Annotated in this window: 28 protein-coding genes and 2 pseudogenes; 18 read left to right on the forward strand and 12 right to left on the reverse strand. The window is 61.1% G+C overall.

The genetic code is table 11. From position 1 onward, the window contains the following. Positions 1–33: 33 nt before the first annotated feature. Positions 34–990 (reverse strand): DUF4145 domain-containing protein, encoded by a 957-nt coding sequence (locus XH80_RS15805; protein WP_271599357.1) that lies wholly within the window; start codon positions 988–990, stop codon positions 34–36. Between the two features lie 501 nt (positions 991–1,491). On the opposite strand from XH80_RS15805, the gene XH80_RS15810 reads away from it, so the two are divergent. Continuing rightward, complete coding sequence (locus XH80_RS15810) at positions 1,492–2,574, forward strand: hypothetical protein (RefSeq protein WP_271599358.1); 1,083 nt, start codon at positions 1,492–1,494, stop codon at positions 2,572–2,574. A gap of 181 nt (positions 2,575–2,755) precedes the next feature. Here XH80_RS15810 and XH80_RS15815 read toward each other — a convergent pair whose 3' ends face one another. The 6 genes and pseudogenes from XH80_RS15815 to ku form a co-directional block, all read right to left on the reverse strand. Then, positions 2,756–3,055: a hypothetical protein gene (locus XH80_RS15815; protein WP_271599359.1), complete on the reverse strand. Its 300-nt coding sequence runs from the start codon at positions 3,053–3,055 to the stop codon at positions 2,756–2,758. 423 nt (positions 3,056–3,478) lie between these two features. Beyond that, positions 3,479–4,195 carry a hypothetical protein gene (locus tag XH80_RS15820; protein WP_271599360.1) on the reverse strand — a complete coding sequence of 239 codons (717 nt, stop codon included), beginning with the start codon at positions 4,193–4,195 and terminating at the stop codon, positions 3,479–3,481. After that, positions 4,182–4,340 (reverse strand): hypothetical protein, encoded by a 159-nt coding sequence (locus XH80_RS15825; RefSeq protein ID WP_271599361.1) that lies wholly within the window; start codon positions 4,338–4,340, stop codon positions 4,182–4,184. Before XH80_RS15825 ends, XH80_RS15820 begins: the two co-directional genes overlap by 14 nt. Positions 4,341–5,318: 978 nt before the next feature. After that, a pseudogene (locus XH80_RS15830) lies at positions 5,319–5,561 on the reverse strand (cell envelope biogenesis protein TolA); the annotation flags it as partial. A 27-nt stretch (positions 5,562–5,588) separates the two neighbouring features. Then, positions 5,589–5,834: a hypothetical protein gene (locus XH80_RS15835; protein WP_271599362.1), complete on the reverse strand. Its 246-nt coding sequence runs from the start codon at positions 5,832–5,834 to the stop codon at positions 5,589–5,591. Positions 5,835–5,854: 20 nt separating this feature from the next. Next, positions 5,855–6,778 carry a non-homologous end joining protein Ku gene (gene ku / locus XH80_RS15840; protein WP_271599363.1) on the reverse strand — a complete coding sequence of 308 codons (924 nt, stop codon included), beginning with the start codon at positions 6,776–6,778 and terminating at the stop codon, positions 5,855–5,857. A 139-nt stretch (positions 6,779–6,917) separates the two neighbouring features. Here ku and XH80_RS15845 point away from each other — a divergent pair, with 139 nt between their 5' ends. Genes XH80_RS15845 through XH80_RS15855 form a run of 3 tightly spaced genes read left to right on the forward strand, consistent with a single transcriptional unit; the run spans position 6,918 to position 8,524 of the window. After that, on the forward strand, positions 6,918–7,313 hold the full coding sequence (locus XH80_RS15845; RefSeq protein ID WP_271599364.1) for a hypothetical protein: 396 nt from the start codon (positions 6,918–6,920) through the stop codon (positions 7,311–7,313). Positions 7,314–7,343: 30 nt separating this feature from the next. Next, positions 7,344–7,793: a hypothetical protein gene (locus tag XH80_RS15850; RefSeq protein WP_271599365.1), complete on the forward strand. Its 450-nt coding sequence runs from the start codon at positions 7,344–7,346 to the stop codon at positions 7,791–7,793. A 2-nt stretch (positions 7,794–7,795) separates the two neighbouring features. Continuing rightward, entirely contained in the window at positions 7,796–8,524 is a 729-nt protein-coding gene (locus XH80_RS15855) for an SOS response-associated peptidase (RefSeq protein WP_271599366.1), read from the forward strand. A 3-nt stretch (positions 8,525–8,527) separates the two neighbouring features. On the opposite strand, the gene XH80_RS15860 is transcribed toward XH80_RS15855, so the two are convergent. Then, positions 8,528–9,028: a hypothetical protein gene (locus XH80_RS15860; protein WP_271599367.1), complete on the reverse strand. Its 501-nt coding sequence runs from the start codon at positions 9,026–9,028 to the stop codon at positions 8,528–8,530. Positions 9,029–9,215: 187 nt separating this feature from the next. Here XH80_RS15860 and XH80_RS15865 point away from each other — a divergent pair, with 187 nt between their 5' ends. Then, complete coding sequence (locus XH80_RS15865; protein WP_271599368.1) at positions 9,216–9,479, forward strand: hypothetical protein; 264 nt, start codon at positions 9,216–9,218, stop codon at positions 9,477–9,479. A gap of 4 nt (positions 9,480–9,483) precedes the next feature. Here the strand turns inward: XH80_RS15865 and XH80_RS15870 are convergent, their stop codons facing one another. Further along, a complete protein-coding gene (locus tag XH80_RS15870; protein WP_271599369.1) occupies positions 9,484–9,669 on the reverse strand; it encodes a DUF3606 domain-containing protein in 186 nt (61 codons plus the stop codon). A 115-nt stretch (positions 9,670–9,784) separates the two neighbouring features. Here XH80_RS15870 and ligD (XH80_RS15875) point away from each other — a divergent pair. The 5 genes and pseudogenes from ligD (XH80_RS15875) (at position 9,785) to ligD (XH80_RS15895) (ending at position 14,237) form a co-directional block, all read left to right on the forward strand. Next, a pseudogene (gene ligD / locus XH80_RS15875) lies at positions 9,785–10,701 on the forward strand (non-homologous end-joining DNA ligase). A gap of 9 nt (positions 10,702–10,710) precedes the next feature. Beyond that, complete coding sequence (locus XH80_RS15880; protein WP_271599370.1) at positions 10,711–11,034, forward strand: hypothetical protein; 324 nt, start codon at positions 10,711–10,713, stop codon at positions 11,032–11,034. Beyond that, positions 11,035–12,714: a DNA polymerase/3'-5' exonuclease PolX gene (locus XH80_RS15885; RefSeq protein WP_271599371.1), complete on the forward strand. Its 1,680-nt coding sequence runs from the start codon at positions 11,035–11,037 to the stop codon at positions 12,712–12,714. Between the two features lie 38 nt (positions 12,715–12,752). Further along, a complete protein-coding gene (locus tag XH80_RS15890) occupies positions 12,753–13,277 on the forward strand; it encodes an MOSC domain-containing protein (protein WP_442869147.1) in 525 nt (174 codons plus the stop codon). Between the two features lie 12 nt (positions 13,278–13,289). Next, the gene (gene ligD / locus XH80_RS15895) at positions 13,290–14,237 is read left to right on the forward strand and encodes a non-homologous end-joining DNA ligase (protein ID WP_271599373.1); all 948 of its coding nucleotides are present in this window, start codon (positions 13,290–13,292) and stop codon (positions 14,235–14,237) included. Positions 14,238–14,268: 31 nt separating this feature from the next. Here ligD (XH80_RS15895) and XH80_RS15900 read toward each other — a convergent pair whose 3' ends face one another. Next, positions 14,269–15,093 (reverse strand): ribonuclease HII, encoded by an 825-nt coding sequence (locus tag XH80_RS15900; RefSeq protein WP_271599374.1) that lies wholly within the window; start codon positions 15,091–15,093, stop codon positions 14,269–14,271. A 471-nt stretch (positions 15,094–15,564) separates the two neighbouring features. Here XH80_RS15900 and XH80_RS15905 point away from each other — a divergent pair, with 471 nt between their 5' ends. Then, positions 15,565–15,855 (forward strand): glutaredoxin family protein, encoded by a 291-nt coding sequence (locus tag XH80_RS15905; protein ID WP_271599375.1) that lies wholly within the window; start codon positions 15,565–15,567, stop codon positions 15,853–15,855. A 619-nt stretch (positions 15,856–16,474) separates the two neighbouring features. After that, entirely contained in the window at positions 16,475–18,316 is a 1,842-nt protein-coding gene (gene ftsH, locus XH80_RS15910) for an ATP-dependent zinc metalloprotease FtsH (protein WP_271599376.1), read from the forward strand. 32 nt (positions 18,317–18,348) lie between these two features. Here the strand turns inward: ftsH and XH80_RS15915 are convergent, their stop codons facing one another. Further along, positions 18,349–18,576, reverse strand: coding sequence for a hypothetical protein (locus XH80_RS15915; RefSeq protein WP_237863275.1), 228 nt, complete (start codon positions 18,574–18,576; stop codon positions 18,349–18,351). A 113-nt stretch (positions 18,577–18,689) separates the two neighbouring features. Continuing rightward, complete coding sequence (locus tag XH80_RS15920; protein WP_237863274.1) at positions 18,690–19,142, reverse strand: Hsp20 family protein; 453 nt, start codon at positions 19,140–19,142, stop codon at positions 18,690–18,692. A gap of 736 nt (positions 19,143–19,878) precedes the next feature. Between XH80_RS15920 and rpoH the strand changes: the two genes are divergently transcribed. The 6 genes from rpoH to XH80_RS15950 all read left to right on the forward strand — a co-directional run bounded on the left by rpoH (position 19,879) and on the right by XH80_RS15950 (position 24,755). Next, positions 19,879–20,757 (forward strand): RNA polymerase sigma factor RpoH, encoded by an 879-nt coding sequence (gene rpoH, locus XH80_RS15925; RefSeq protein WP_271599377.1) that lies wholly within the window; start codon positions 19,879–19,881, stop codon positions 20,755–20,757. Positions 20,758–21,274: 517 nt separating this feature from the next. Further along, positions 21,275–21,589 (forward strand): co-chaperone GroES, encoded by a 315-nt coding sequence (groES, locus tag XH80_RS15930; RefSeq protein WP_271599378.1) that lies wholly within the window; start codon positions 21,275–21,277, stop codon positions 21,587–21,589. 36 nt (positions 21,590–21,625) lie between these two features. Then, the gene (gene groL, locus XH80_RS15935; RefSeq protein WP_271599379.1) at positions 21,626–23,248 is read left to right on the forward strand and encodes a chaperonin GroEL; all 1,623 of its coding nucleotides are present in this window, start codon (positions 21,626–21,628) and stop codon (positions 23,246–23,248) included. Between the two features lie 295 nt (positions 23,249–23,543). Beyond that, a complete protein-coding gene (locus XH80_RS15940; RefSeq protein ID WP_271599380.1) occupies positions 23,544–23,780 on the forward strand; it encodes a hypothetical protein in 237 nt (78 codons plus the stop codon). A gap of 59 nt (positions 23,781–23,839) precedes the next feature. Beyond that, the gene (locus tag XH80_RS15945; protein WP_271599381.1) at positions 23,840–24,091 is read left to right on the forward strand and encodes a hypothetical protein; all 252 of its coding nucleotides are present in this window, start codon (positions 23,840–23,842) and stop codon (positions 24,089–24,091) included. Positions 24,092–24,296: 205 nt separating this feature from the next. Beyond that, positions 24,297–24,755 carry an Hsp20 family protein gene (locus XH80_RS15950; RefSeq protein ID WP_061027349.1) on the forward strand — a complete coding sequence of 153 codons (459 nt, stop codon included), beginning with the start codon at positions 24,297–24,299 and terminating at the stop codon, positions 24,753–24,755. Positions 24,756–24,815 lie beyond the last annotated feature (60 nt).

The raw sequence follows: 24,815 nt of genomic DNA on the forward strand, positions 1-24,815 counted from the left end.
GACGAGAGTTGCCCCGCAATAGTTCCTGCCATTTTACGGCGTCTCACCTTTCGGAATCATCACGCCTGCGAACATCTCGGCGGCGGACTTGCGCGGCTTCTTGTTTTCCGCCTCGCGCTCCTTGAACTCGTTGTAGCGGTCGGTCAGGTCGTAGACGTATTCGGTGATGGCGTAGACAAAGGCTTGCAGGTCTTCGACATCTTGTCGAGAGACGGTGATGTCTTCCGGATGGGCGGCGAGATTCCTCATTGCCTGCAAGCTCACGCTCCAATCGTAGAGTCGATCGTCTATTATTTTCCTGTCGCGCAGCTCCTTGATGCCGCTGCCGAGCATGACCCGCTTCTTCGGCTTAGCCTTATCGCCCGTCGCGGTGCCCTTTTCGTCGAGCACGTCGCGGCACAAGGCTTCGAGCGCGCGCCCGAGCATAACGCAGGCCGCGATGTTGGCGCCGGCCTGGAATGACCTATCGGCCTCAAGCAGCGACTGGTTCAAGGGCCGGGGTATTCGGTAGCTGGTGAACTGCTTTGGCGGGAGCGGGAAGACGCGCACCACGTCCGAGAATGTGTCGTCCTCGTCGCCCTGATAACCCTGAAAGGTCAATTGCTCGGAGCGACCAACCAGCGCAATCTTGCAGCTCGGACACCTGCCGAGTACCACGCGATCGCCAAACGGCTCACCGTCGGCGTCGTTGTAATAATCGATGCAGCCGTGCATGTCGGCGCCGACCTTGGCCTTGCAGCGTGGGCAGTCGATGATGAAGGTCGGCATGTAGACCTCGACGTATGGTGATGGCGCGGGAAGTTGCCCGCCCGCGCCGCCTCTTACTTGCGCTGGCCCTTCTTCTCGTCTTGCGAGAGGACAGACGCGGCGAGTTTCTTGCTCTCCGCAACGGTGGGCTTCTTGTCGCCGCTGAGGACTTTCGAAGCCAACGTGGAAAGCTTGCTGGAGGACTGTTTCCTCGGCATTCAACACTCCGGGATAAGTGGACATATAAGGGTGATTAGACTACATATCCCGCGAGCACCGAGGCTTTCGCCCCGGTGCCAGCGGGCCGTTCATATTATGGCGGCTTGCCACATGGGGTGCTCCTAACCGGGCGCGGCCCGTGTACGAAGGGCCGAAGGGGATGATCTTGGCGGACTACCCTTCCGGCGGTGACTTCAGGAAACGGCGGCCGAAACGGCCGCCGTTTTCGTTTGTGGCTCGGCGACCTCGCCTTCACCACGCGACGTCTATGGCACGTTAGCGAATCTCCATGGACGCGGGCTGCATCTGACACCAAAGCTCTCCTGCATGCAACGCCTAACGTAGGCACTTAATTGATTAGAGGCGGCTAATTGCTCAAAAAATAGGCAAAATCCGCAGTAAGATCACTCTTATTCCAAGAGTGTGCATGTCAGTGAAGGCTTCCCCGACGTTGACAAATCTGCGGAACGGCCTAAAAGCCAAAAGCAGGGAGATGCTTTGTTGACGATTCGGCAGTGTGGCCAGATGACTGACGACGCCAAGACAACCTTTCAAGAAGTCATTCAGCGCGAAAAGGCTCGCCTAGTTGCTGAGGCGGAGGCAGAAATCTCGCGTGACATGGCGGAGTTTGAGCGGATCGCTCTTAAGTACAGCATTAGCGTGGATACCTTCCTCAGCATCATCAAAGCTGCCCCGGTGCCTGTTTCCGGGGCCGTTGCGACCACGCCTACCGCTGAGCAGGAGGCGTCACGGTCCTACGACGGAACCTTCAAAAGTCTGATCGATAACTATTGCTCCCTCGACGAGTCGTCATTCCACAACGTCAAACACTCCGTTCAGCAAAACTATCTTCGCTCGTTCCGCCGTCTCAAAAAGGACATTGGTTCTGAACGAGTCGCGGAGTGCAGTGCTCAACGAATTCAAAGTCTCTACGATTCCATCTGGGCGGCCGATGGCAAGGTGGCAATGGGCCACGACATGATCGCTAAACTACGCTTGCTGGCTACCTTTGGATCTACCGTTTTGAATGACGATGGTTGCATTAGGTTGAGCACCATCCTCGGCAATATGCGTTTTGCCGTTGCAAAGGGTGACGGGCAACCACGTTTTACGCGAGACCAAGCGAGGGCGCTCCGTATTGCGGCACGTGAGCATTTTGGTTGGGATTCGATTGCGCTCGCAGTAGCTCTGTTGTTTGAGGTTCCGAAACTGAAGCAAGTAGATGTTCTCGGCGAGTGGGTCCCGCTAAGTGACCCGACGAAATCCGACATCATCAAGGGTTCGGAAAAATGGGTTCGTGGCCTCAGGTGGTCCGATCTAGATGATGATTTGGTTTTGCATCGCGTTTCTCCGCGCAGCCGACGTGAGCAGCAGAAAGAGCAACAATTTAGGTTGAGCCGTTCACAGATGACCATGGAAGAAATCAACCGCGTTCCAGAGGCTAAGCGCAACGGGCCGATGGTTATCTGCGAGTTCTCTGGCCTGCCGTGGTCCGGCAATGAGTTTCGGCGGAAGCTGAAAATCGTGGCGGAGAAAGCGGGAGTGTCACTCCGATCAAAGTCAGATGATGGAGGGGATTCGGAATTGGAGGCTGAAAAAGCCTCCTAAGAACTTCTCAGGGCGACCATGGAAGCCCTGAGAGGGGAGCCCCGGGGGGTCGGCTGTGGACCGGCCACCCCGGGGAGAGTTTCGATGCGCCTGCGGCTGAGCCGGAGGCCAATCGAACACTTCCAGCATATAATTCCTTGGAATCGCAGTCAAAGGTCTATGCACTGCGACGCGATACCTCCTATTTCCCTCCAATGGTGGACGAAACGAAGAGCGGCGCTGCCGCCCGCCAGTCCTCGTTGGTCCAGCGCCACGTCCGCAAGTTGCCGAAGGCTTCCGCTCGCTCTTCGTGCTCCGTGCGCTCTTCGAGAGTCATATGTTGAAGCCGTCTTAGTAAGGCCCCGGCTGTGTCTCCGCCGTTCATCCACTCGCGGTGCACGTCCGTGATGACCGACACGGGGTAGCCGCTTGCAAGCATCTCGCGCACGCTCGGCATCGCGAGGTGTCGCACATTCAGTTTCGGAAACCCGACAACAGTCATTTTGCAATCTCCACGATTTCTAAATCAACACGAAGGCGCCTCGGACCGAACCGCCGAGATTCCCTTTGAACGCGTGCGCTGTTGTGTTTTGCGGCAGCCTCGCATCGAACACGCGTCTTATAGGGGCGCCCCCAGAACTCAATTCGGTTACTCAACACCAAAAAGTCAGCCGTCAGTTTCGCGCGGTACAACATTCACGTTCTCCTTTGGTCTCGTTGTCCGTCGTGACCTAAGCGGGGCCGCCGGTCCGCGACAAGCCCCGCCTAGTTGCGAGTCGCGGTAGCCTCTGGTCTATTTCTAAAAACGCAAATCGCGCGAATGCTCTTCGGGTGACGGCTCAATCGCGTGAAGCGCGCGCGGCGCCAGTTGCGAACATGAAAACGCGCTCGCCTTTTTAAGAAAAGCGCTTCTTGAGATCGATGGTTAATCGCCCACTGCAGCGCTACGGTGATCCTGCGACCGTTTGCGCGCTTCCTCGAATTCGGCCTCTGTCGGCCGCCGAAGTGCATGGCATACGGCGGCGTCAAGTTGCTTCCGGGATGCCTCCGACATCTTCGAAATCGGCGGCGTCTTCTTCGTCTTGTTGCTCATATCCAAAATCCTCTTCGTCGTCGTCAACGGGCTCACCGCCCTTCGTCGTGATGCTCTCCGCCAGATACCCCGCATCGTGCCAAGCGCGTCGTTCTGGGCGAGTTGAAGTTGTTCCCGTTGTTCCGGACTCAAGCCGTGAACTTGTGTGTGGATGTTCAGCACGGCTCTCTTGAAGGCCGCTAGTTGCTCCGTCGCCTCCTGAATCACGGCGTCAACAGGCACAAGGAGTCCTTCGCGCTCGGCCAACGCCAACCTCTTCAAGCGGGTTGCGACCTTCACAGCGTCGAGCTTCGCGGCATTCACGTCTTCGCCGCCGCGCCACTTCGACCGGAGCCATGCGAACGCATCCGCTGAGTTGATCTTGTAGGGCTGGCGCTTCGTTGCCTTTTGCACCACGGGCATTCCGTCGCGGAGCCAGTGGTCCACCGTGGTTTGGCTCTGCCCGGTCCATCGCGAGAAGTCCGCGCGCGTCTGAATCACGCCCTTGCCGGTCGTCATGGACTCGGGCTCCGGTTCGAACTCAGATTCAAAGTCGTCAACCGAACTCATTCTCTTCCTCACGCGCAATCAACTTCGTCAGATAGGCCGCGAGCGATAGCCCCGCCGCTCTTGCTTGGCGTACCATCTCGCGCTTCACGCGCGGGCGCACGGCAAGGTGCAAGCGCGCAATGCAATTTTCATCACCGTTGTTCATGGTCCGAAGCTAGCGTCGATCCGACGTGCCGTCCTGTAACAAAATACACATGCACAATGATCCGGCCCCGCGCTCACGCGCCATGATCCGAAGCTAGCAGCGATCCGATGCGCCGTCCTGTAACGAATTACGCATGCGCAATGATGGGTGCTGCGCGTACCAAACCTACTGAATTAATTTCTGGCGCTGGCCGAGTTCCGCGCTCCGCCTATGCCCGCTTTGCATCGTACGGCGCAGAGGACCCGGATGGGCCGTAAACATCTCTGTCGGACAATCGAGAAAGAGGAGGCGATGACGGAATTAATTTGATGTTTCCATGACGCAGTGCTGCAGCAGCAGTAGTCCCTTATAAGGGGGGACTACTGCAGCGCTGCCCTTGCAATGGTTTTGCAGCGTTGCAGCAGATGCTGCAGCAGTGCTGCAGAGAACCGCCGCGCGTTGTCGGGCATCCGCTTGCTGTACTTGTGGGCCTATCCAAAGAAGAAATAGGCAATGGTGCCGAAGAGGACGGCGCACCACGAATACCACAGGACTAGGACGAGCCGACCCGGTTCTAGCTTCATGGCCCTATGTACAAGCCCTCTTCCACTCGCGCCCGCTTGATTTAAGTCAATCGTCCCAGATGCGTTCGCCGCAGGTCTCGCAGCGATATAGACGGAATGTCTTTCCGGTTCGTGGGTCGAGGATAGGGGTGGCGAGGCGCGGAAACGCGGCGCAGGTCGGGCATCGCGGGCCACGATCCTGTGTCGGCTGCGGCGGTAGCTGCGTTTGCTTGTCTTGGGTCATCTACTAAGGCCCCTCAACTCGCTACTTAAGTGCCAAAGTGAACATTTGTTCCTACCCTGTCGCCGGGGAGCGGCATACCCATTTCGTCCCGGCCCCCGTTCATGAGGTCCACGGACTCGAACCGATACCAGTCATTGGCCGCAGCCGGCTTGGTCATGGACGAATTCGACATGTCCGCCTTGAAATAGGCGAGGTGGGCGCGGTCACCCGCGACGCGAAACGGCCGTTCGATCCCGCCGGGCGCTTGAGCACCACGCCTGGCTTCGACATCGTTGCGGCGACCACGTCGGGGTCGTCGGTCTCCTTGGCGACACCCTGATGGAAGAGATTGCTGCCCGCGCCCCAGGCCTCTAGCGCAGCTTTCATCGTGGGCGCCGCGACCGCGAGATCGTAGAAGCCCAGCGACGTCTGAAATGTCTTGAGCTTCCTTGCCATGGATGTCGGCAGCCCTGCGGCTTCGTCCTAGCGCCGGCGCGCGACCCAGGTGCCGAGCAGGAACGCAACGAAGAGCGATGACAGTGGGGCCTGCACCGTCAGCTTGCGCAGCCGCTCGGCCCAGCGCAGCGCCGCCTCGTTCGAAGGCTGGCGCAGCGACCTTCGGGTCTCGGCAAACTCCGTCTGGCCGCTCTCTTGCGGTGCGCTGTTGGCAGCCTGATGATCGACCAGGCCAGAGGCTTCGGTCATCGCGGAAGCTTCTTTCATATCCATGCGGTCCTCCTATTCCGACCTCAGGCTGACTTCCGCTGCGGCTTGGCCGCCGGCTTTTTCGCCGCCGTCTCCTTGGGCTTCTTGCCCTCGATCGGCATCAGCATCTCCTTCTGGCCACTCGACGCCTTGTGAGGTTTCTTGGCTGTCTTGGTGGCCTTCGCCGGCGCGGCCTCCTTGCCGACGGATCGGCGCAGCGCCTCCATCAGATCGACCACGTTGGTCGCCGTGGGCCGCTCCTTCGGAGTGATCGGCTTGCCAGCGCGCTTCCTGTTGATGAGGTCAATGAGCGCTGTCTCGTAGTGGTCCTCGAACTTCTCGGGCTCGAAGCGCCCCGCCTTCTGGTTCACAATGTGGCGGGCGAGATCGAGCATGTCCTTCGTCACTTTGACGTCCTGGATCTCGTCGAAATACTCCTGCTCGCTGCGCACCTCGTAGGGGTAGCGCAGCAGCGTGCCGACGAGACCTTTGTCGAGCGGCTCAAGCGCGATGATGTGCTCCCGGTTGGTCAGCACCACGCGACCGATGGCGACCTTGTTCATCTCGCGGATGGTCTCTCGGATCACCGCGAAGGCGTCATGCCCGACCTTGCCGTCGGGACGGATGTAGTAGGGGCGGATCAGATAGCGCGGATCGATGTCGGACTTGTCGATGAATTCGTCGATCTCAATCGTGCGCGTGGACTCCAGCGCGATCTCCTCGAGCTCCTCCTTCGTGACCTCGATGTACTGCCCTTTGTCGAGCTCGTAGCCCTTGACGATGTCCTCGTTCGGCACCTCGTCGCCGGTGTCGGCGTCGACCTTCAGGTACTTGATGCGATGGCCGGTCTGCCGGTTGAGCTGGTTGAAGCTGATCTTCTCTGACTCGGAGGTGGCTGGATAGAGTGCCACAGGGCACGTCACGAGCGACAAACGCAGGAAGCCTTTCCAGTTGGCGCGGGGGGCCATGTACGCAGAACTCCGGTTCGAGACGGCCTGGAATCAAGACGAACGGCAGACCATGGTTCCGACAAGGGCCGCCTTGCCTAAGGCCCAATTTTTCGATCCGGGACTCGACTCTTTTGTTCTTGTTATGTTCTAATGCGGCATGACCAATCGACCCGCGAGCTGGCGCATGCCGACCCCCAAGCAGATGGAAAAGATGGCAGCCCTCGTCCGCAAAAACGTGCCCTGGGAGCGAGGATTGGCTTCGGACGATGATCTGCCGCAGGAATACTGGGAGGCGCTCTTGGATGACCCGCGCGCCGAGGCCCGCTCGGTCCCATCCGGGGCGGGGCTGCGGCTGAGCCAAATTCCTCAACATATTCTGCGGGTGAGCTGCCGCCGCTGCGCCAGGGTGGTCGAGATCCAGAAGGCAGATGCCGCTCGTCTCTACGGTCCGGACGCGCTCTGGAAGGATGTCGGCCAGCGGCTGTTGGACAAGACCTGCACCCAGCGAACTGGGCGTCATGAGGAAGACGGCTGTTGGCCTGCGTTCGAGTAGTCGCCGGCGCGTGCGGACCTGGATGCTGCCATGGCACCGAAACATCATCCGACGCCCCTCTCGGGAGGAGACCGCAAGGCGCTCAGCAAGGAGCTCGGCCGGGCACGCGCGATGACGACGATCCTCGCAGGACAGGCTGCCGAAGCCCGGGCCAAAGGCGAAGCGCTCATTCGTCAGGCCGACAGGTTACTCTGCGAATCCTGGAACGAGCGCATGTGGGCGGACGGCGGGCCCATTGACCCATCGCCGACGGTCGACCAAGCCATCAACGGGGGCTTCGCCTCGCTCGAGATCGAATGCTCGCGCTGCAAGGCGAAAAGAGATGTCGACCTCGCGGCGCTGCGTCATCCGCCGACCACATTTGTCCACGACCTGGCCGGCCGGCTTCGCTGCAGCAAATGTGCTAAGGCCGGCCGTCGGCCGTCCGCCACGCTGCTGCAACTGATGTCGCGGCCCCGCCTGGTCGCTTCGGAGACTTGATCGTGTGCAATCTCTACTCGATGACAAAAAACGTCGACGCGATCCGTCGACTGTTCGGAGCGCTCAACAGCAGTGTCGGCAACCTGCCATCGATGCCAGGCATTTTTCCCGACTACCCCGCACCGATCGTGCGCAACGGTGCTGAGGGACGGGAGATCGTCATGGCACGCTGGGGCATGCCGAGCTCGCAGCGGGCCCTGATGGACGCGACCAAGAAGCGCGCGGAGAAGCTGCAGGCCAAGGGCCAGACGGTCGACTTCAAGGAATTGCTCCGGATGGAGCCGGACGGCGGCACGACGAACATCAGGAATATCAGCAGCGCGCATTGGAAGCGATGGCTCGGACCGGAGCATCGCTGCCTGGTGCCATTCACGTCATTTTCCGAGTACGACGCGATCGACGGCAAGAAAGTGCCGGTCTGGTTCGCGCCGGACGAGAGCCGCCCCCTGCTCGCGTTCGCAGGCCTCTGGACCAACTGGACCTGCGTTCGGAAGGCTAAAGAGGGCGAGGTGACCTGCGACGTGTTCGGCTTCCTGACCTGTGAGCCCAATGCCGAGGTGAAGCGTGTGCATCCCAAGGCCATGCCGGTGATCCTCACCACCACCGAGGAATACGACGTCTGGATGCGCGCCCCTTGGGACGAAGCCAAGGCGCTGCAGCGGCCGCTTCCGGACGCGGCGCTGAAGATCGTCGCCACGGGCGAGAAGGAAGACAAGGCGCTCGCCGCCTGAGCTTCAGCCGCTGTCTTTGCAGTCCTTCAGCTTCTCCACCACCGCCGAGCTATCCACCACCTTGCCATCGCGGCTGAGCGGCACGTACGCCGCCTTGCGCCCTTCGGCATCTGTCACCTCGATCACTTGCGGCATGGTGTCGGGGTATTCGCCGGCGTGTTCGCGGGTCTCGACACGATAGCCCTCGAAGCGCATGTCGCTTCCGTCCATCGCGGGATCCTGCGGTCGCTTGTCGCGAGGCATCGGCGGTAAGTCCGGTTCGACCGAATTCCGGGGCGGAGAGCTCCACGAAGGCGCGCCGCTCTTGAGCAGGCGCCGCAGTTCGTCGACAGCCTCTCCGCGCCTCGCGAGCTCCTCGACCGCGGCGACCACCTGGTCGCGATCGAGCACGTCCAGAAGATCGTTGATGGTCCGCTCGCAGTCCCGCTCACCCGGTTCCACGTAGCGCCCGAGGATCGCCTGAGCCCGCTCGACGGCTTCCAGTACCTGCTTCTCGGCGCTCATCGAACCCACTCCACGCAACTGACACTTCTCGATTCAATCAAGGCGCTGGCGGCTTGTTCCGAAGCCGTACAGCGGGGAACACGTGGAAAAGCGGCGACCCCACGATTCCGAATCCCAGGGCTGTGGTAGCAGCGCGGAACGCACCGACCCCCTCAAGGATTCGTCGAGGGCACCAGGAGAGAATTCGATGCTGATGTTCAAGGAGCGGAGACCGCCGATCCGGACGCTGCGCGGCTGGGCAATCTCCGTGCTGCAGGAGGCTGGTGCGATCCGCGAATGCGAGGAGCACGGCTGGATGCAGGACCGCGCCGACCCGCACGCCCGCCAGCGCGCGCTCGATCTCGCCCGCCGGGATCCTCCGCCGGGCGTCTCTCTGGACGAAGCGCTTGCCGAGGTGCGCGACGTGCTGGACTCGATCGGCGATACTTGTCCCGAGTGCCCCCCTGAATAGACCCTCAGCGACCCAGTCGCTTCTCGACGCGCTTCCTGGAGCTTCCGACCTTCTTTACGGCTTTCTTCACCGCCGAAGCGGAGCGACCAGTCTTCTTCGCTTCGTACCGCACCTCGTAATTCTGCCCGCGGGCCACCCGAGCCCGGTCCTGCTTGCGCCCGCGCGCCGTCTTCTTCTTCGCCGTCGCCATCTGATGCTCCTGTCGTAGATCGATGAAGGTCCAACGCGGCATAGGATTCACGGGTTCCGGAACGAATGCTTCTGTGCCAGTTTGAATCATCGTTCGAGTTGTGTGGAGTTCGAAAGTGGCGTTGCCGCGAGGAAAACCGGCGATCGGCGTCAAGGCGCCGTTCCCCGGCTTCGTCGAACCGGCCTTGGTATCCTCGATCGAGAAGGTGCCGTCGGGAGCGCGGTGGATTCACGAGATCAAATTCGACGGCTATCGTGTCCAGGTCCACCTGGCCAACCAGGCGATCACGATCTTCACTCGCCGAGGCCACGACTGGACGAAGCGCTTCCGCAAAGCAGCAGACGACGCCTGGCACATCAAGGCCGGATCGGCCATCATCGACGGCGAGATCGTCGTGCCCGCGGCGGACGGCAGCACCGACTTCTCCGTGCTGCAGAACGAGCTCAAGGGCTCCTCGAAGAGCATCGTCCTGGTGGCTTTCGATCTTCTCTATCTGAACGGCCGCGACGTCCGGAAGGAGCCGCTGCTCCGCCGTAAGGCCGAGCTCAAGAAGATCATCGCCGGCACCGACGTGCAGTTCAGCGAAAGCTTTGAAATCGACGGGAAGGCGATGTTCGCGCACGCCTGCAAGCTCGGCCTCGAAGGTGTGGTCTCGAAGGTGCGCGACAGCGCCTATGCGAGCGGGCGCGGCAACGCCTGGGTCAAGAAGACGTGCACGCAGCGGGAGACGCTGGCCATCGCCGGCTTCGCACTCGACGAGGGCAAGTGGGACGGCATCTACCTGGGCCGGCGCAAGGGCGGCGACCTGGTCTACGCGGGCAAGGTTGACCACGGCTTCGACAAGGTCTCCGCCGCCGACCTGCAGAAGCGACTGAAGCCCTTGATCCGGAAGACGCAGCCCTATGCCAAGCGGATCGCGCACAAGGGAATCTGGGTCGAGCCAAAGCTGCTCGCCGAGATCGAGTACCGGGCGAAGTCTGCCGAAGGCAAGGTCCGGCACCCTTGTTCAAGGGACTGCGCGAAGACCTTTGAGGTGGCCCCGTGCGGCTGAACTATCGGCGGGAACAAGCGTTTACCGACATCATGTCAGACGCATTCGACTATTTCCGAGCCTACGCGATCCGAGCTCTTTGCAAGGCCCGATCGATGCCGCGAGGTAAATTGAAGCACCTGCAACTGGTGGCGGCACGAATCTATAACCTCCTCAAGAAGGAGGCGGCGTATGGCCCGAACACGCAGCACCTGGAAGACTTCCGGGCAGCGCAGAAACTAGAAAGATCTCTGGATGGTCGCCCGAATGAGCCGGCCGCTCGAGCTCGCTTTGCCACAACGAGTCCTCATCGCCCAGAGCAGGAGGTTCATTGAGTGGCCTCCCTCGACGCTCGCGCCGTAGCAAGTCTCCTGCGGGAATATGCGCAGCGCACCGCCTTGGCTGGCGGCAACCCCTACCGTGCAAAAGCCTACTCTCGGGCCGCCGACAGCTTGGCGGCCCTAGCCGTTCCTCTTGACGTGCTCGTCGCCGAAGATCGACTTACTGAGATCCCAGGCGTCGGCGATGCTATTGCCGACATTATCACCAAGGTTCACAAGACGGGCAGTCATCCCAGCCTCGAAAAGCTGCGGAAGGAGATTCCCGCGGGCGTACTCGAGATGCTCGCCGTGCCTGGCCTTCGTCCGGAGAAGGTGCTGCGCCTGTACAAGGATCTCGGCATCGGCTCGCTCTCGGAGTTGGAGGCCGCCGCCAAGGATGACCGCATCAAGAAGGCGAAAGGACTCGGCGCCGCGCTGCAGACCAAGATCCTGCAGAACGTCGCGATCGCCAAAAGCGGAGAAGGACGCCTCCACCTGCACCGCGCTGCCGCGCTGCTCGCGCATGCGAAGGACTCGATCCGCAAGTCCCGCCCCGAACTCAAGCGTGTGACGATCGCCGGCGATTTCCGCCGCGGCTGCGAACTCGTTGGCGACCTCGCGATCGTTGCGGAGGCTGCCAAGCTGGACAAGACATCGACGCCATCGGCCGATGGGCTGCAAATCCGAGTATCCGACCGCAAGCACTTCGGCGCTGCTCTCCTCTTCGCGACAGGCTCCGCCGCTCATATCGAACAACTCCAGGCTTTGGCGGCGGAGAAGGGGATGCGATTGGAGCCCGACGGCTTGCACAAGGGGCGCACCCTGATCGCCGGCGAGGAGGCTGAGATCTACCGCGCCCTCGGTCTGCCCTTCATCGACCCTGAGCTCCGGGAGGGGCGCGGTGAGATCGAGGCGGCTCTGAAAGGCAAGTTACCGAAGCTCGTCACCGACCAGGACCTGCGCGGCATCCTTCACTGCCACACCGATGCCTCCGACGGCACCGAGACGCTCGAGACCATGGCGAAGGCCACGCGCCAGCGGGGCTTTGAGTATTTCGGCGTGGCCGACCATTCCAAGTCCGCCCACTATGCCGGCGGCCTCTCCGTCGAGGACATCGCGCAGCAGCACCGGGAAGCCGACCGCCTGAACAAGCGGTTCGGCAAGGATTTCCGGATCCTCAAGGGCATCGAGTCCGACATTCTGGCGGACGGCTCGCTCGACTACGAAGACGAGGTGCTTGAACGGTTTGACTTCGTCGTCGCCAGCATCCACGGCCGCTTTAAGCTGGACCGCAAGGCGCAGACGCAGCGCCTGCTTCGGGCGATCTCCCATCCTCACACGACCATCATCGGCCACATGACCGGCCGGCAGCTGCAGCGGCGGCCAGGCTACGAAATCGACGTCGAGAAGGTGCTGCGGGCCTGCGCCAAACATGACGTGGTGGTCGAAATCAACGCGCACCCATGGCGTCTCGACCTAGATTGGCGCTGGCACCAGGCGGCGCTGGAATTCGGCTGTATGCTGAGCATCAATCCGGACGCGCACTCGATTCCAGAGCTCGACCACATGCACTGGGGCGTCATGATGGCCCGCAAGGGCGGTGTCCCTGCCGAACGGGTCCTGAACGCGATGACGCTTGCGGAGATCACGCGCTATCTGCGCCAGAAGCGGCGCTCGCTTGACCGCGCCGCCTGATGCCGCAGGGGCACGATATAGCGCTCGAGGGGAGAGTCGTGGCGGTCGCCTCCGGCCGTGGGCACCATTTCAGCAAATCGATCCAGGACCGCATAGTCCTGGTGGAAGGCCATGGCGTTGAAGGGGACGCCCACGCCGGCGCGTTCGTCCGGCATCGCTATCTCGCCCGTCGTCGGCCGCATCTTCCCAAACTGCGGCAGGTTCACATGATCCCATCCGAGCTCTTCGCGACCCTCTCGGATGCGGGCTTCTCAGTTGCAGCGGGAGAGCTCGGCGAGAACATCACCACCGCCGGCTTGGACCTCGAACGGATGCCGCTCGGGACGCTGATCGAGCTCGGGCCAGCCGCGGTCGTTGAGCTAACCGGCCTCCGGACGCCCTGCGTCCTCATCGACCGCTTCCGAGCCGGCCTTAAGCGGCAGGTGCTCTCGTCGGCGGAAAGGGGCCCTCCATTCAAATCCGGCGTGCTGGGCGTGGTACGGACCGGCGGGACGGTCGTGGCTGGCGATGCCGCGCGGGTTCGCCTTCCGCTCTCCTCGTTTCGGGCCTTGCCAGCTCTGTAGAAAGATCCGGCCATGCCCCGAAAATCAACCCTGCCTCCTCGCCTGCAGCCCATGCTGGCCACGCTGACCGATTCACCGTTCGACGATCCCAACTGGGTCTTCGAGGACAAATACGATGGTTTCCGCATGGTCGCGGAAATCCGGCATGGTCGGGTCGCGCTCTACAGCCGCAACGGGAAAATCATCAGCCACTCCTATGTCGAGGTCGCGAAAGCCCTTGAGGGCGTGAAGGCGGACGCCGTGATCGATGGCGAGCTCGTCGCGATCGGCAAAGACGGCGTATCCCATTTTCAGTTGCTTCAGAATGCCCTGCGCCATGAGGCCAAGCTTTTGTACTGCGCGTTCGATCTCATGTTCGCAGACGGCGAGGACCTGCGCGCGCTGCCGCTCCTCGAGCGCAAGCAGCGGCTCAAGACCATCTTGCCGCGCCACAAGCTAATCGCGTTCAGCAACCACCGCAAAGGTAAGGGAACGAAGTTCTTCGCAGAAGCCGAGCAGAGACATCTCGAAGGCATCATGGCCAAGCGCGCCGACAGCCCGTACGCGTCCGGACGCCGGACCAACGATTGGCTGAAGGTAAAGACCGCTCAGCGGCAGGAGGTCGTGATCGCCGGGTTCACCGCCCCGAGGCGAACCCGACCCTTTTTCGGCGCTCTCGTCTTAGCGGTACGGGAAGGTGATGTATGGCGGTACATCGGCCACGTCGGCACCGGGTTCAGCCACCAAGTTCTCGAACAGCTTCACGGCAAGCTCATGAGGCTCAAGACGGCGAAGTCGCCCTTTCCTGCCAAGGTGAAGGATGAGGGGGTCACGACCTGGGTGCGCCCTTCGCTGGTCGCGGAAGTGAAGTTCGCGGAGTGGACCAGCAAGGGCGAGCTGCGCCAGCCGGTCTATCTCGGCCTGCGGTCCGACAAGAACGCGAAGGACGTTGTTCGCGAAAAGAACTGGTCGCGAAAATAATGCCGCCGAGCCGAAGCGTTCGATGTAGAGTTCAGCCGGCGGCGCGCTCGGATGCCGAAGGCCAGGGCGGCAGGGGCGGTAACCCGAGAGCTTTGCGTACAGGTCCGAACGACCTCCGGTGAGCGGCGCATGCGCCAAGCCTGGCGAGCGCGTCGTAATGAGCCGGCACCGGGTAGCCCTTGTGATCCGCGAAGCCGTAGCCGGGGTAACGCAGGTCGAGCGTCCGCATGACGGCGTCGCGCTCGACTTTCGCGAGGATGGAGGCGGCGGCGATGCTGGCGGACTTGGCGTCGCCTTTAACGATGGCCTGCTGAGGGATGTCGATTTCCTTCAACCGCTTCGCATCGATCAGCAAGTGCTGCGGCGTCAATCCCAGGCCCCGGACCGCACGCTGCATAGCCTGAATGCCCGCCCAATAGATATTGATCGCGTCGATCTCCTCGACTTCGACGAACGCCACACACCAACTCTCAGCCTTTTCCTTGATCTCCTTGGCAAGTTCATCGCGAGCCGCAGCGTCGAGTTTTTTCGAGTCGTCGATGCCGACTATCCGTGTGCCTGGTTTTAGAATCACGGCGCCAGCGGAGACCGGCCCTGCGAGAGGGCTCATTCCAGCCTCGTCCACGCCGGCCACGGCATGATGGCCGCTTTCCCAGAGAGAGGTCTCGAAGCGGAGCATCTTGCGGAGGCGCTGGCCTTCGGATCTATTTTCGAAGCGGCGTTTATCGATCAAAGCCAGGATGGCACGCGCTCCCGCCCGGGTGTCGGCCCGCAAGATCTGCTCGACGCTGGCCTCGAGCGGTCTTTTCTCGACGACATAGCGCTGACGCAACACTTCGAGTGAATACTGGGACATCGCGGCCTGCGTGGAGACTGACTGGGGAGCGTGTCGGTGAACTTTGTGGCGATTGTCTGCGTTTCCTGCAGGCCAGGAGCGAATATTGATCGCGTCCCGACGATCAAACCAGGATCGGCACGAGCACCAGGACCCGCCGGCCGGCGTCTCTCCGGATAAAGCGACCGCGGAAGTTAAAGATGTCCTGGATTCGATCGGCGATACGTGCCCGGAGTGTCCTCCAGAGAACAAGATCTAACATGGCGATGGGAGCACGGCGAACCTCGCAACCTGCGAATGGGCGATGTCGTCCGGAGCTACCGTGTCTGGCGCGAACCTGAGGGATTTTCCGAGCGCGCCCTGTATGTCATCGATGCTGTGGCATCATTCGCTACGCACACGTCTCGCCAAAAAATGTCCCGGACATCTATGAACTGTTCGAGGTCCGGGACGGACTTGCGAACGCGCAAGGCCGCTTGATGGAGCATTCCCATGTATGCGTCCACTTCCTCTGTGTTTCGACCTCCGCCACATGCCGGCGATATCGTTGTCTATGGCAGCCGCTGGCGTGGAACCACGATGATGGTGCGCCGTCATCTCGATCGGGCTGGCGTGCCTTTATCACTTCGTGGATTGGAGGCATATCCGGAGGCGCGAAGTCAGCTCGAATGGTTGGCCGGCGGACGGATTGCAAGTCCAACCGTCACGATCGGCGGGCAAGTGCTGGTCCAGGCTTCGTTGCGCGAACTCGACTGGGCTTTGACCCGCGCCGGTTATCGCTAACCGCGACCAATGGTAGCTGACCCACTCGTCGGCGGTCGGCGCATCCGCGGCGAGTGAACGATATCATCCACGTTGCGCTGATGGTCGTACACGCAGCGGCATGCGATGTGCGCTTGTTACTTGAACTCGCCGCGGACACTTCTAATTCAGTCTATAGCCGAACGGTGGTTCGGCTAAGAGGACCATGATGAGATAAGTGCGCAAAGCGCGTAGAAAGTTGAGGGAAACGACATGAGAAAGCTTGCTCTTGCAATCGTCGCGGCGGCAACGCTCCTCATCGGATCGATTGCGCCGGCTTCGGCCCATTGGCGTCACCATGGTTGGGGCGGTCCGGGTATCGGTCCTGGGCTTGCTCTCGGATTGTTCGCGGGAACATTAGCGGCCGCTACCGCACCCCCGATCTATTATGGACCGGTTTATGGTCCGCCCTACTACTACGGGCGCCCATATCGGGTAGTCCGCTACTATCGGCCGGTTGATCCCTACTGGTACGCCTGGTGATGAGGAGAGGCCCGACTCCGTCGGGCCTCTTCTTAGGCCCGGAGTGCGCGACACGCCGCGGGCGCTGAAACCAAGCTCGTTCTCCCCGGTTGTTCCGCAGACAACTCGGGTTTGCCGCATGACCAAAAAGAGCCGGTTTAACGTCGCTTACGCGATTTTCGCTGTCTGCGCGCTGTTCTTCATTCAGTACGTCATCACCACGGCGAATAGGATCGCCATCATTCCCTACAGTGAATACCAACAACTGCTCCGCGACGGTAAGGTCGGTAGCGTCGGCATTTCCGACCGAACGATACAAGGATTGTTGAAGGAGCCGCTGCCCGGCGGACAGAAGCAATTCGTAACCACCCGCGTCGACCAGGACGTCGCGCAGGAGCTTGAAAAATACCACGTCCACTTCACCGGCCAGATCGAAAGCACGTTCCTTCGGGACCTGCTCTCATGGCTCATGCCGGTGCTGCTGTTCTTTGGCGTCTGGTGGTACATCGGCCAGCGTATCGCCCAAGGCGGCGGCCTTGGCGGCGGTTTGATGCAGATCGGCAAGAGCAAGGCCAAGATCTACGTCGAATCCGACACCGGCATCACCTTTGCGGATGTTGCAGGCGTCGATGAAGCCAAGGACGAACTTCGCGAGGTCGTCGATTTCCTGAAGAACCCCACCGACTACGGCCGGCTCGGCGGCCGGATGCCGAAAGGCGTATTGCTGGTCGGGCCGCCCGGCACCGGCAAGACGCTGTTGGCAAAGGCCGTCGCCGGCGAAGCCAAGGTGCCGTTCTTCTCGATCTCGGGGTCGGAGTTCGTCGAGATGTTCGTCGGCGTCGGTGCGGCGCGCGTGCGGGATCTGTTCCAGCAGGCCCACGAGAAGGCGCCGGCGATCATCTTCATCGACGAGCTCGACGCGCTGGGCCGGGCCCGCGGCATCGGCCCCTTTGCCGGCGGGCACGACGAGAAGGAACAGACGCTGAACCAGCTGCTGGTCGAGCTCGATGGTTTCGACTCTGGCTCTGGCCTCGTGATCCTGGCTGCCACCAACCGGCCGGAAATCCTCGATCCCGCTCTGCTGCGGGCCGGACGCTTCGATCGACAGGTCCTGGTTGACCGACCGGACAAGAAAGGCCGGATCGAGATTCTCAAGGTTCACATGAAGAAGGTGCAGATCGCAACTGACGTGGCACCCGATGCTGTCGCGGCATTGACGCCGGGCTTTACCGGCGCCGATCTCGCCAATCTGGTCAATGAGGCGGCCCTTCTGGCGACCCGACGCGGCGGCGATTCCGTTAGCATGAGCGACTTCAACAATGCCGTCGAGCGTATGGTCGCCGGCCTGGAAAAGCGCAATCGACTGCTCAATCCCAAGGAGCGGGAGATCGTCGCCTTTCATGAGATGGGGCACGCGCTGGTCGCGCTTTCATTGCCCGGCGTTGATCCCGTGCACAAAGTCTCGATCATTCCACGGGGTGTCGGCGCGCTCGGCTACACCATTCAAAGGCCGATCGAGGATCGCTTCCTGATGACCAAGGAGGAGCTCGAGAACAAGATGGCGGTCCTGCTGGGCGGCCGAGCTGCGGAGTTGATCGTGTTCGGCCATCTCTCGACGGGGGCGGCCGACGATCTACGCCGCGTCACCGACATCGCCCGCAGCATGGTGACGCGTTACGGCATGTCGGACAAGCTCGGCAGCGTCGCCTATGAGCGCGATCCCGGAAATTTCCTGGCGAGCGCGGACCGGCCCTACCCGGTTCGCGAGCGCGACTATGCCGAGGAAACCGCTGCGGCCGTGGATCGCGAGGTCAAGGATATTGTCGATCGCGTGCTTGAGCGGACCGAAGGCATACTGACGACGCGCCGTTCGATCCTCGACCGCGCGGCCAAGAAGCTATTGGAGAAGGAGACGCTGGAGCAGGCCGATATTGAGGCGCTGGTCCGGGAAATGCCCAAGGAAGGCCTGCGCGCCGTTTGAGCAGGGTGGAGCAGGTCCGGAGGGCGGTATGTTCAGCCATTGCGGTTGTTCTTGACGCCCTGGTGCGGATCAGTCGCGTTCTCTTGTGGCAACGGCGCGCGCGAGATCAGGGCCGGCGGCGTCTGAGGTTGCTCGGGCTGCTCGACCGGATGGTTCAGCAGCGTAGGGTGTTGTTCGAGGTAGAGCTGCCCTGTGACCAGCATGACACCGGCACACACAAGTGTCAGGCTGACAGTTACCAAATCTCGATAATCGTCCATCCCGCGTAACCCCGATTGATCGAGGAGAGAACATCAGCATTCCTGCCGACACAGACAAGCTGTCTCCTCCGCGCGGCGCAAGCCGCGCGGAGGATGCAGTCAGCCGGCAGGCCTCAGGCCGTCTGCTTGTGCTCGATCGTCTTGTTGTCGTTGCTGGCCTGGATCGGAATCTGGCGCGGCTTCATGGCGTCCGGGACCTCACGCACCAGCTCGATCTTGAGCATGCCGTCGATGAATGAAGCGCCCCTCACCTGCACATATTCGGCCAGATTGAACTGCCGCCGGAACGGGCGGGACGAGATTCCCTGATAGAGGAACTGGTGCGCGCCCTTGTCGGCCTTGCGGCCTTCGATGGTCAGCACGTTCTGCTCCGCCGTAATGGTCACCTCGTCAGGCGAGAAGCCGGCCAGCGCGAGCGAGATCTGATAGTGGTCCTCGTCGCTCCGCTCAATGTTGTAGGGCGGATAATTGTCGCCCGTCCATTGGGCGGAATCTTCGAGCAGATCGAAGAGGCGGTCGAAACCGACGGTCGATCGCCAGAGCGGGCTGAAGTCAAAAGTGGTCATAGCCACATCCTCCTTTGAGCAACATGGTTAGGGGCGCACGGACACCGTATCCGGCGCCCGATCACCGGGTCCTCAGAAGGCACCCGGAGCAGCGCATCATGGGCGCTGCACTAATGGAATTAGAACGGGCTCAGTCAGTTTCAAGGCCTTATGCGTCGCGCCGGAGTCGACAGGACCCTTCGAACGCGATGCCGAGGGTCTGCAGGAGCGCATGCAGTCGCTTGCCACCCTCGCCGATTCCGTATCGGCGACAAAATGGCGGCGATTACCTGATCACCGAGTATGTAGCTCCGCGCCAGGTTTGAGAGGCCTGGGGCAAGCGGATTTGCGCTCCATCTCACTCGAGCGGGTGACTGCGGGCACGATGGCAAGCCCCACCGATTGGGACCGTTCGCTCGGCCGGCGGATGGCGGCCGCTCGATCGTCGACGATGGTCCGAGACGGAGAATTTCCGACCAATGGGCTAGTCGAAACATGGAACAACCCACTGGCTTCGCAGTTCTTTCGGCGCCGCCGGCCTGAGTGTCACTGGGCGCCTACTGGGCCCAGCTAAGCCGGGCAACGGGGCGGTTCGTGCCATTTTGCTCCATGGAGGATTTGGATATGAAAGCCACCTGTCCCTTCACTTTGCGCTCCACCGGTCTCACTCACCTCGGTGGGCTCGCGTGGTCGCATCTTCCTTTTGGCAGCCCGTTCGAACTCAAGAACGGCTCTGGCGTCTGAAGGAGGGCAAGTCATGTCAATTGCCTCAGCCCTCCCTGCCATCCATTCGGAAGCGGGGTTGTCCCGGTATCTGCAACAGATACGTAGCTTCCCGCTGCTCGATGCGTCGGAAGAAGTGATGTATGCGAGACGTCTTCGGGATTCTGGCGACCGCGAAGCTGCCTATCGGTTGGTGACGAGCCATCTACGGCTTGCCGCCAAAATTGCGCTGAAATATCGGCGCTACGGTTTGCCGATTGCGGACCTGATCTCGGAAGCCAATGTCGGACTGATGCTGGCCGTCAAGCGGTTCGACCCTGAAAAGGGATTTCGCCTTGCCACCTATGCTACGTGGTGGATCAAGGCATCCGTTCAGGAATTTGTCCTGCGGTCGTGGTCACTGGTGAAGCTCGGCACAACGGCGGCGCAAAAAAAGCTGTTCTTCAACCTGCGCAAGCTGAAGCGACAGCTGGGTGCGCCTGATGATGGCGAGCTTTCGGCAGACCAAGTGAGGCAGATCTCAGAGCATCTTCAAGTCAAGGAAGCCGATGTCGTCGAGATGAACGGGCGAATCCGTGGCGACATGACGCTGAATGTTCAGCTCAGTGCCGACGAAGGCGAGCAATGGCAGGACCGGCTCGCCGATTCATCTCCTGACCCCGAGTCCCTGCTCACCGAGGCCGGAGAGCGCGAACGGCAGAGGGCCGCACTCTCGGAGGCGCTCAATGCGCTTTCCCCGCGAGAACGCACCATCGTCGAAGCGCGTTACCTGGCAGAACAGCAAAGCACGCTCGACGATCTTGCGCATACTTTCGGTATTTCCCGTGAGCGCATCCGCCAGATCGAGCACCGTGCGTTGAAGCGCATCAAGACCATGCTATGCGCACGCCTTCCGGATCTGGAGCCTGCTTGAGCAAGCGCTTGAACGCTGGCCGGCTGCTGATCGCTCAGCAGCCGGCGCAGATGTCAGGCACAATAGCCTCCGCCGAAAAATCACGATCCTTCCGGCCATCGGACCTCGTTCTTGCAGGCTTGGCCGGCGACTGGCCGCTTTGATTGCTGACAATCTGCTTGACGGTGGCGTCGGGGCCTCGCACGGCTCGCGGCGAATCCGCTTGTTTCGCCTGTAGCGAAACCACCATCCCGAGTAGAGCAGCAAGTACCAATAACGTCCGCATCTCTGATCACCCTCCTTTCGACGATGCTCCAATCTGCCGCGCCCGGATGCTCCGCGGCCGAGCAACATCTCGGTTCGGTGGTCCAACTTTTCAACGTGCGAGCGATTCCGACACTAGCTAAGCCTCGCCCGGCGCAGAAAATTTGCTCACTTCCTCTTGAAAGTAGAACCTCGGCTCCTAGGTGGATTTTCGCCCGGGGGCCGCTATGGACCCGGTTTTGGACATCGCTGAACCTGCCCAAGGAGGATGTGCATGCATTTCCGTCCCTTGCACGATCGCGTGCTCGTGCGACGTCTCGACGCCGAAGAAAAAACCGCTGGCGGCATCATCATTCCAGACACAGCAAAGGAGAAGCCGCAGCAGGGTGAGATTGTCGCCACTGGCCCCGGCGCGCGCAACGAACAGGGCCAACTCGTTCAACTCGACGTCAAGTCAGGCGACCTCGTCCTGTTCGGAAAGTGGTCCGGCACGGAGGTCAAGATCGACGGCGAGGACTTCCTCATCATGAAGGAGAGCGACCTTCTGGGTGTCATCGACAAAACAGGCACCGTCAAGAAGGCAGCCTAGCGCACTAGCAGTCATAAAGGGAAAGGAGAAACAAAAATGGCTGCCAAGGACGTGAAGTTCGCAACCGAGGCCCGAGAGCGCATGCTGCGGGGCGTCGACACACTGGCTAACGCGGTGAAGGTCACACTCGGTCCGAAGGGTCGCAACGTCGTGATCGAAAAATCGTTCGGTGCGCCGCGCATCACCAAAGATGGTGTGACCGTCGCTAAGGAGATCGAACTGGAAGACAAATTCGAGAACATGGGCGCGCAGATGGTGCGCGAAGTCGCGTCCAAAACGAGTGATGTGGCCGGCGACGGCACCACCACAGCGACCGTACTCGCTGAAGCCATCTTCAAAGAGGGCAGCAAGTCGGTCGCCGCCGGCATGAACCCGATGGACTTGAAGCGGGGCATTGACCTCGCTGTCGATGCCGTCGTCGCTGATCTGAAATCACACGCCAAGAAGATTACATCCAATGACGAGATCGCCCAGGTTGCCACGATTTCGGCCAATGGTGACAACGAAATTGGGCGTTTTCTCGCGGATGCCATGAACAAGGTGGGCAATGAAGGCGTGATCACCGTCGAGGAGGCTAAAAGCCTGCACACCGAGCTCGAAGTGGTCGAAGGCATGCAGTTCGACCGCGGCTACATCTCGCCCTACTTCGTCACCAACACCGAAAAAATGCGCGTCGAACTCGAGGATCCCTACGTCCTGATTCACGAGAAGAAGCTCTCCGGCTTGCAGACCATGCTGCCGTTGCTGGAACAGGTCGTTCAGTCCGGTAAGCCGATCCTGATCATCGCGGAGGACATCGAAGGCGAAGCGCTTGCGACCTTGGTCGTCAACAGATTGCGCGGCGGACTGAAGGTCGCGGCGGTCAAGGCGCCAGGCTTCGGTGACCGTCGCAAGGCCATGCTGGAGGACATCGCCATCCTGACCGGTGGCAATGTGATCAGCGAGGAACTCGGCATCAAGCTGGAAAAGGTGACGGTGAAGATGCTCGGGCGCGCCAAGAAGGTGGTCATCGACAAGGACAATACCACCATCGTCGGCGGCGCGGGCGCCAAGAAGGATATCGAGGCGCGCGCCCAGCAAATCAGGCTCCAGATCGAGGACACGACCTCCGACTATGATCGCGAAAAGCTGCAGGAGCGCCTGGCCAAGCTTGCCGGAGGCGTCGCGGTGATCCGCGTGGGCGGCGCGACGGAGGTCGAAGTCAAGGAACGCAAGGATCGCGTCGATGATGCGATGCACGCAACTCGCGCGGCGGTCGAAGAGGGCATTCTCCCGGGCGGCGGGGTGGCCCTCCTGCGTGCCTCCAAGGCGCTGGATGGCATCAAGACGGCGAACGCCGACCAAAAGGCGGGCATCAATATCGTTCGCCGTGCCATTCAGATGCCGGCTCGCCAGATCGTGCAAAACGCCGGCGAGGATGGTTCACTCGTCGTTGGCAAGCTTCTGGAGCATCAGAGCTACAACTGGGGCTTCAACGCGGCGACTGGCGAGTACGAGGACCTGGTGAAAGCCGGTGTGATCGATCCTGCCAAGGTCGTCCGTACCGCCTTGCAGGACGCTGCGTCGGTGGCTGCGCTGCTGATCACCACCGAGGCGCTCGTGGCCGAGAAGCCGAAGAAGGCAGAACCAACTCCGGCAGCTCCCGCTATGGACTTCTGATCAATTGAGCCCGGCCGAGGACGGCCGAGGACGGCCGGGCTCTGCCGATGAGAGGAGAGAATCAAAGACGGAGTCTCGCATGAACAGGTCTGACCGTCGTCGGCTCAGGATGAAACAGGACGCGATGCATTGGTTCATGTTCTCCCTGAGCTTTCTCACCATCGCCTGGATCTGTTTTCGAACGATTGGAGGAGTATAGATGCTGAGCCATCACCATACGTTCTCCGCCCGGACGGAGACTAACCGAAATCTGCGGCAACGGCTGCTCGCTCTGCTAATGGGCGGCGCAATTTCCATGACCGCCTTCGGCGCCTACGGCATGGAGAGCCCGCGCGGAGCCGAGACGATGCAGAGTGCTTTCACGGGCCTGCCGCTGCCGCCAATCCCATATCTCGATACGATGCCCTGGATGAAATGGCAGCCGGAGCCAGCAAAGATGAAGATCGACATCTTGCTGCCGCCGACCTCTGCGCCGACCAGCATCTTTCCGCAGCCGACGCCCCGTCCTATCGGACCGGCTGCAACAAGCTGAACCTCAGGGAGCGGTCCGTCAGGCCGCTCCCATTTCAGTGCGAAGAGGGAGCGGCGATCATGTCGGGACCGAATTCGGCGAGGCATTCCGTACGCGGAAGTTCCGACCTGGCCTTCCGCGCAACATTCCGACCTGACGTTCGCGACTTTCTCATCTGGGGCAGTCAGAAGGTGATCGGTCACTACGAGCGCCTCCTTTCGACCGCCAAGAGTGAGGAAGAACGCCAGCTCTATCAATCCCGAATTGAGCGAGAGCAGCGCGTGATAGATGATCTGCGACAGGGTGCTCTCCCGGAACGCTTCGCCGCGTAGTCACTGAGCGAGCTTCCGCGGAAAAAGTGCGCATGGCCTCTTGAACTCGCGCATGTCAGTTCTAGTTCGTTTCTCAGCCGCGACTGCGGTGTGTCGAGCGCCAGGCGGGGTTCGGCACAAGACGCTGGACCGGAGGTATTCGACCCAACCGAAACTCCCGTCCTGCCTAGCTTCGTATCCATATTGCTCTTACGAGGACTTGGCTATGAGGACACTTGATTTTACGCCACTCTGGCGCACCACCGTCGGCTTCGATCATCTGGCTGACCTTGTCGAGGGCATGTCGCGCCAGCCGACAGAGGACAACTATCCTCCGTACAATATCGAGCGGTCCGGTGAGGATCACTATCGAATCACGCTGGCCGTGGCCGGCTTCGGCGCCAACGATATCTCCGTGACGGCCGAGCAGAATGCTCTCACGATCGAGGGCAAGAAGTCTGATGGTGCCGCGCGCGAGTATCTGTACCACGGTATCCCGGCGCGACCGTTCCGGAGAGTCTTCAGCCTCGCCGATTATGTTCAGGTGAAGCAGGCATCCTTCCAGGATGGTCTCTTGATCGTGGATCTCGTTCGAGAAATTCCGGAAGCGATGAAACCGCGGAAGATCCAGATCGGAAGTGGAGAGGCCTCTTCGTCTCAAATTGAGCAGAAGAAGGCAGCATAGACTCGCTCGACCTGGATGCTGAGTTGTGACCTCGAGCTAGGTCGCGCTCCCTCGGAGCGA

The sequence above is a fragment of the Bradyrhizobium sp. CCBAU 45384 genome (assembly GCF_028128665.1).
In the GTDB taxonomy this organism is placed as follows: Bacteria; Pseudomonadota; Alphaproteobacteria; order Rhizobiales; family Xanthobacteraceae; genus Bradyrhizobium; species Bradyrhizobium manausense.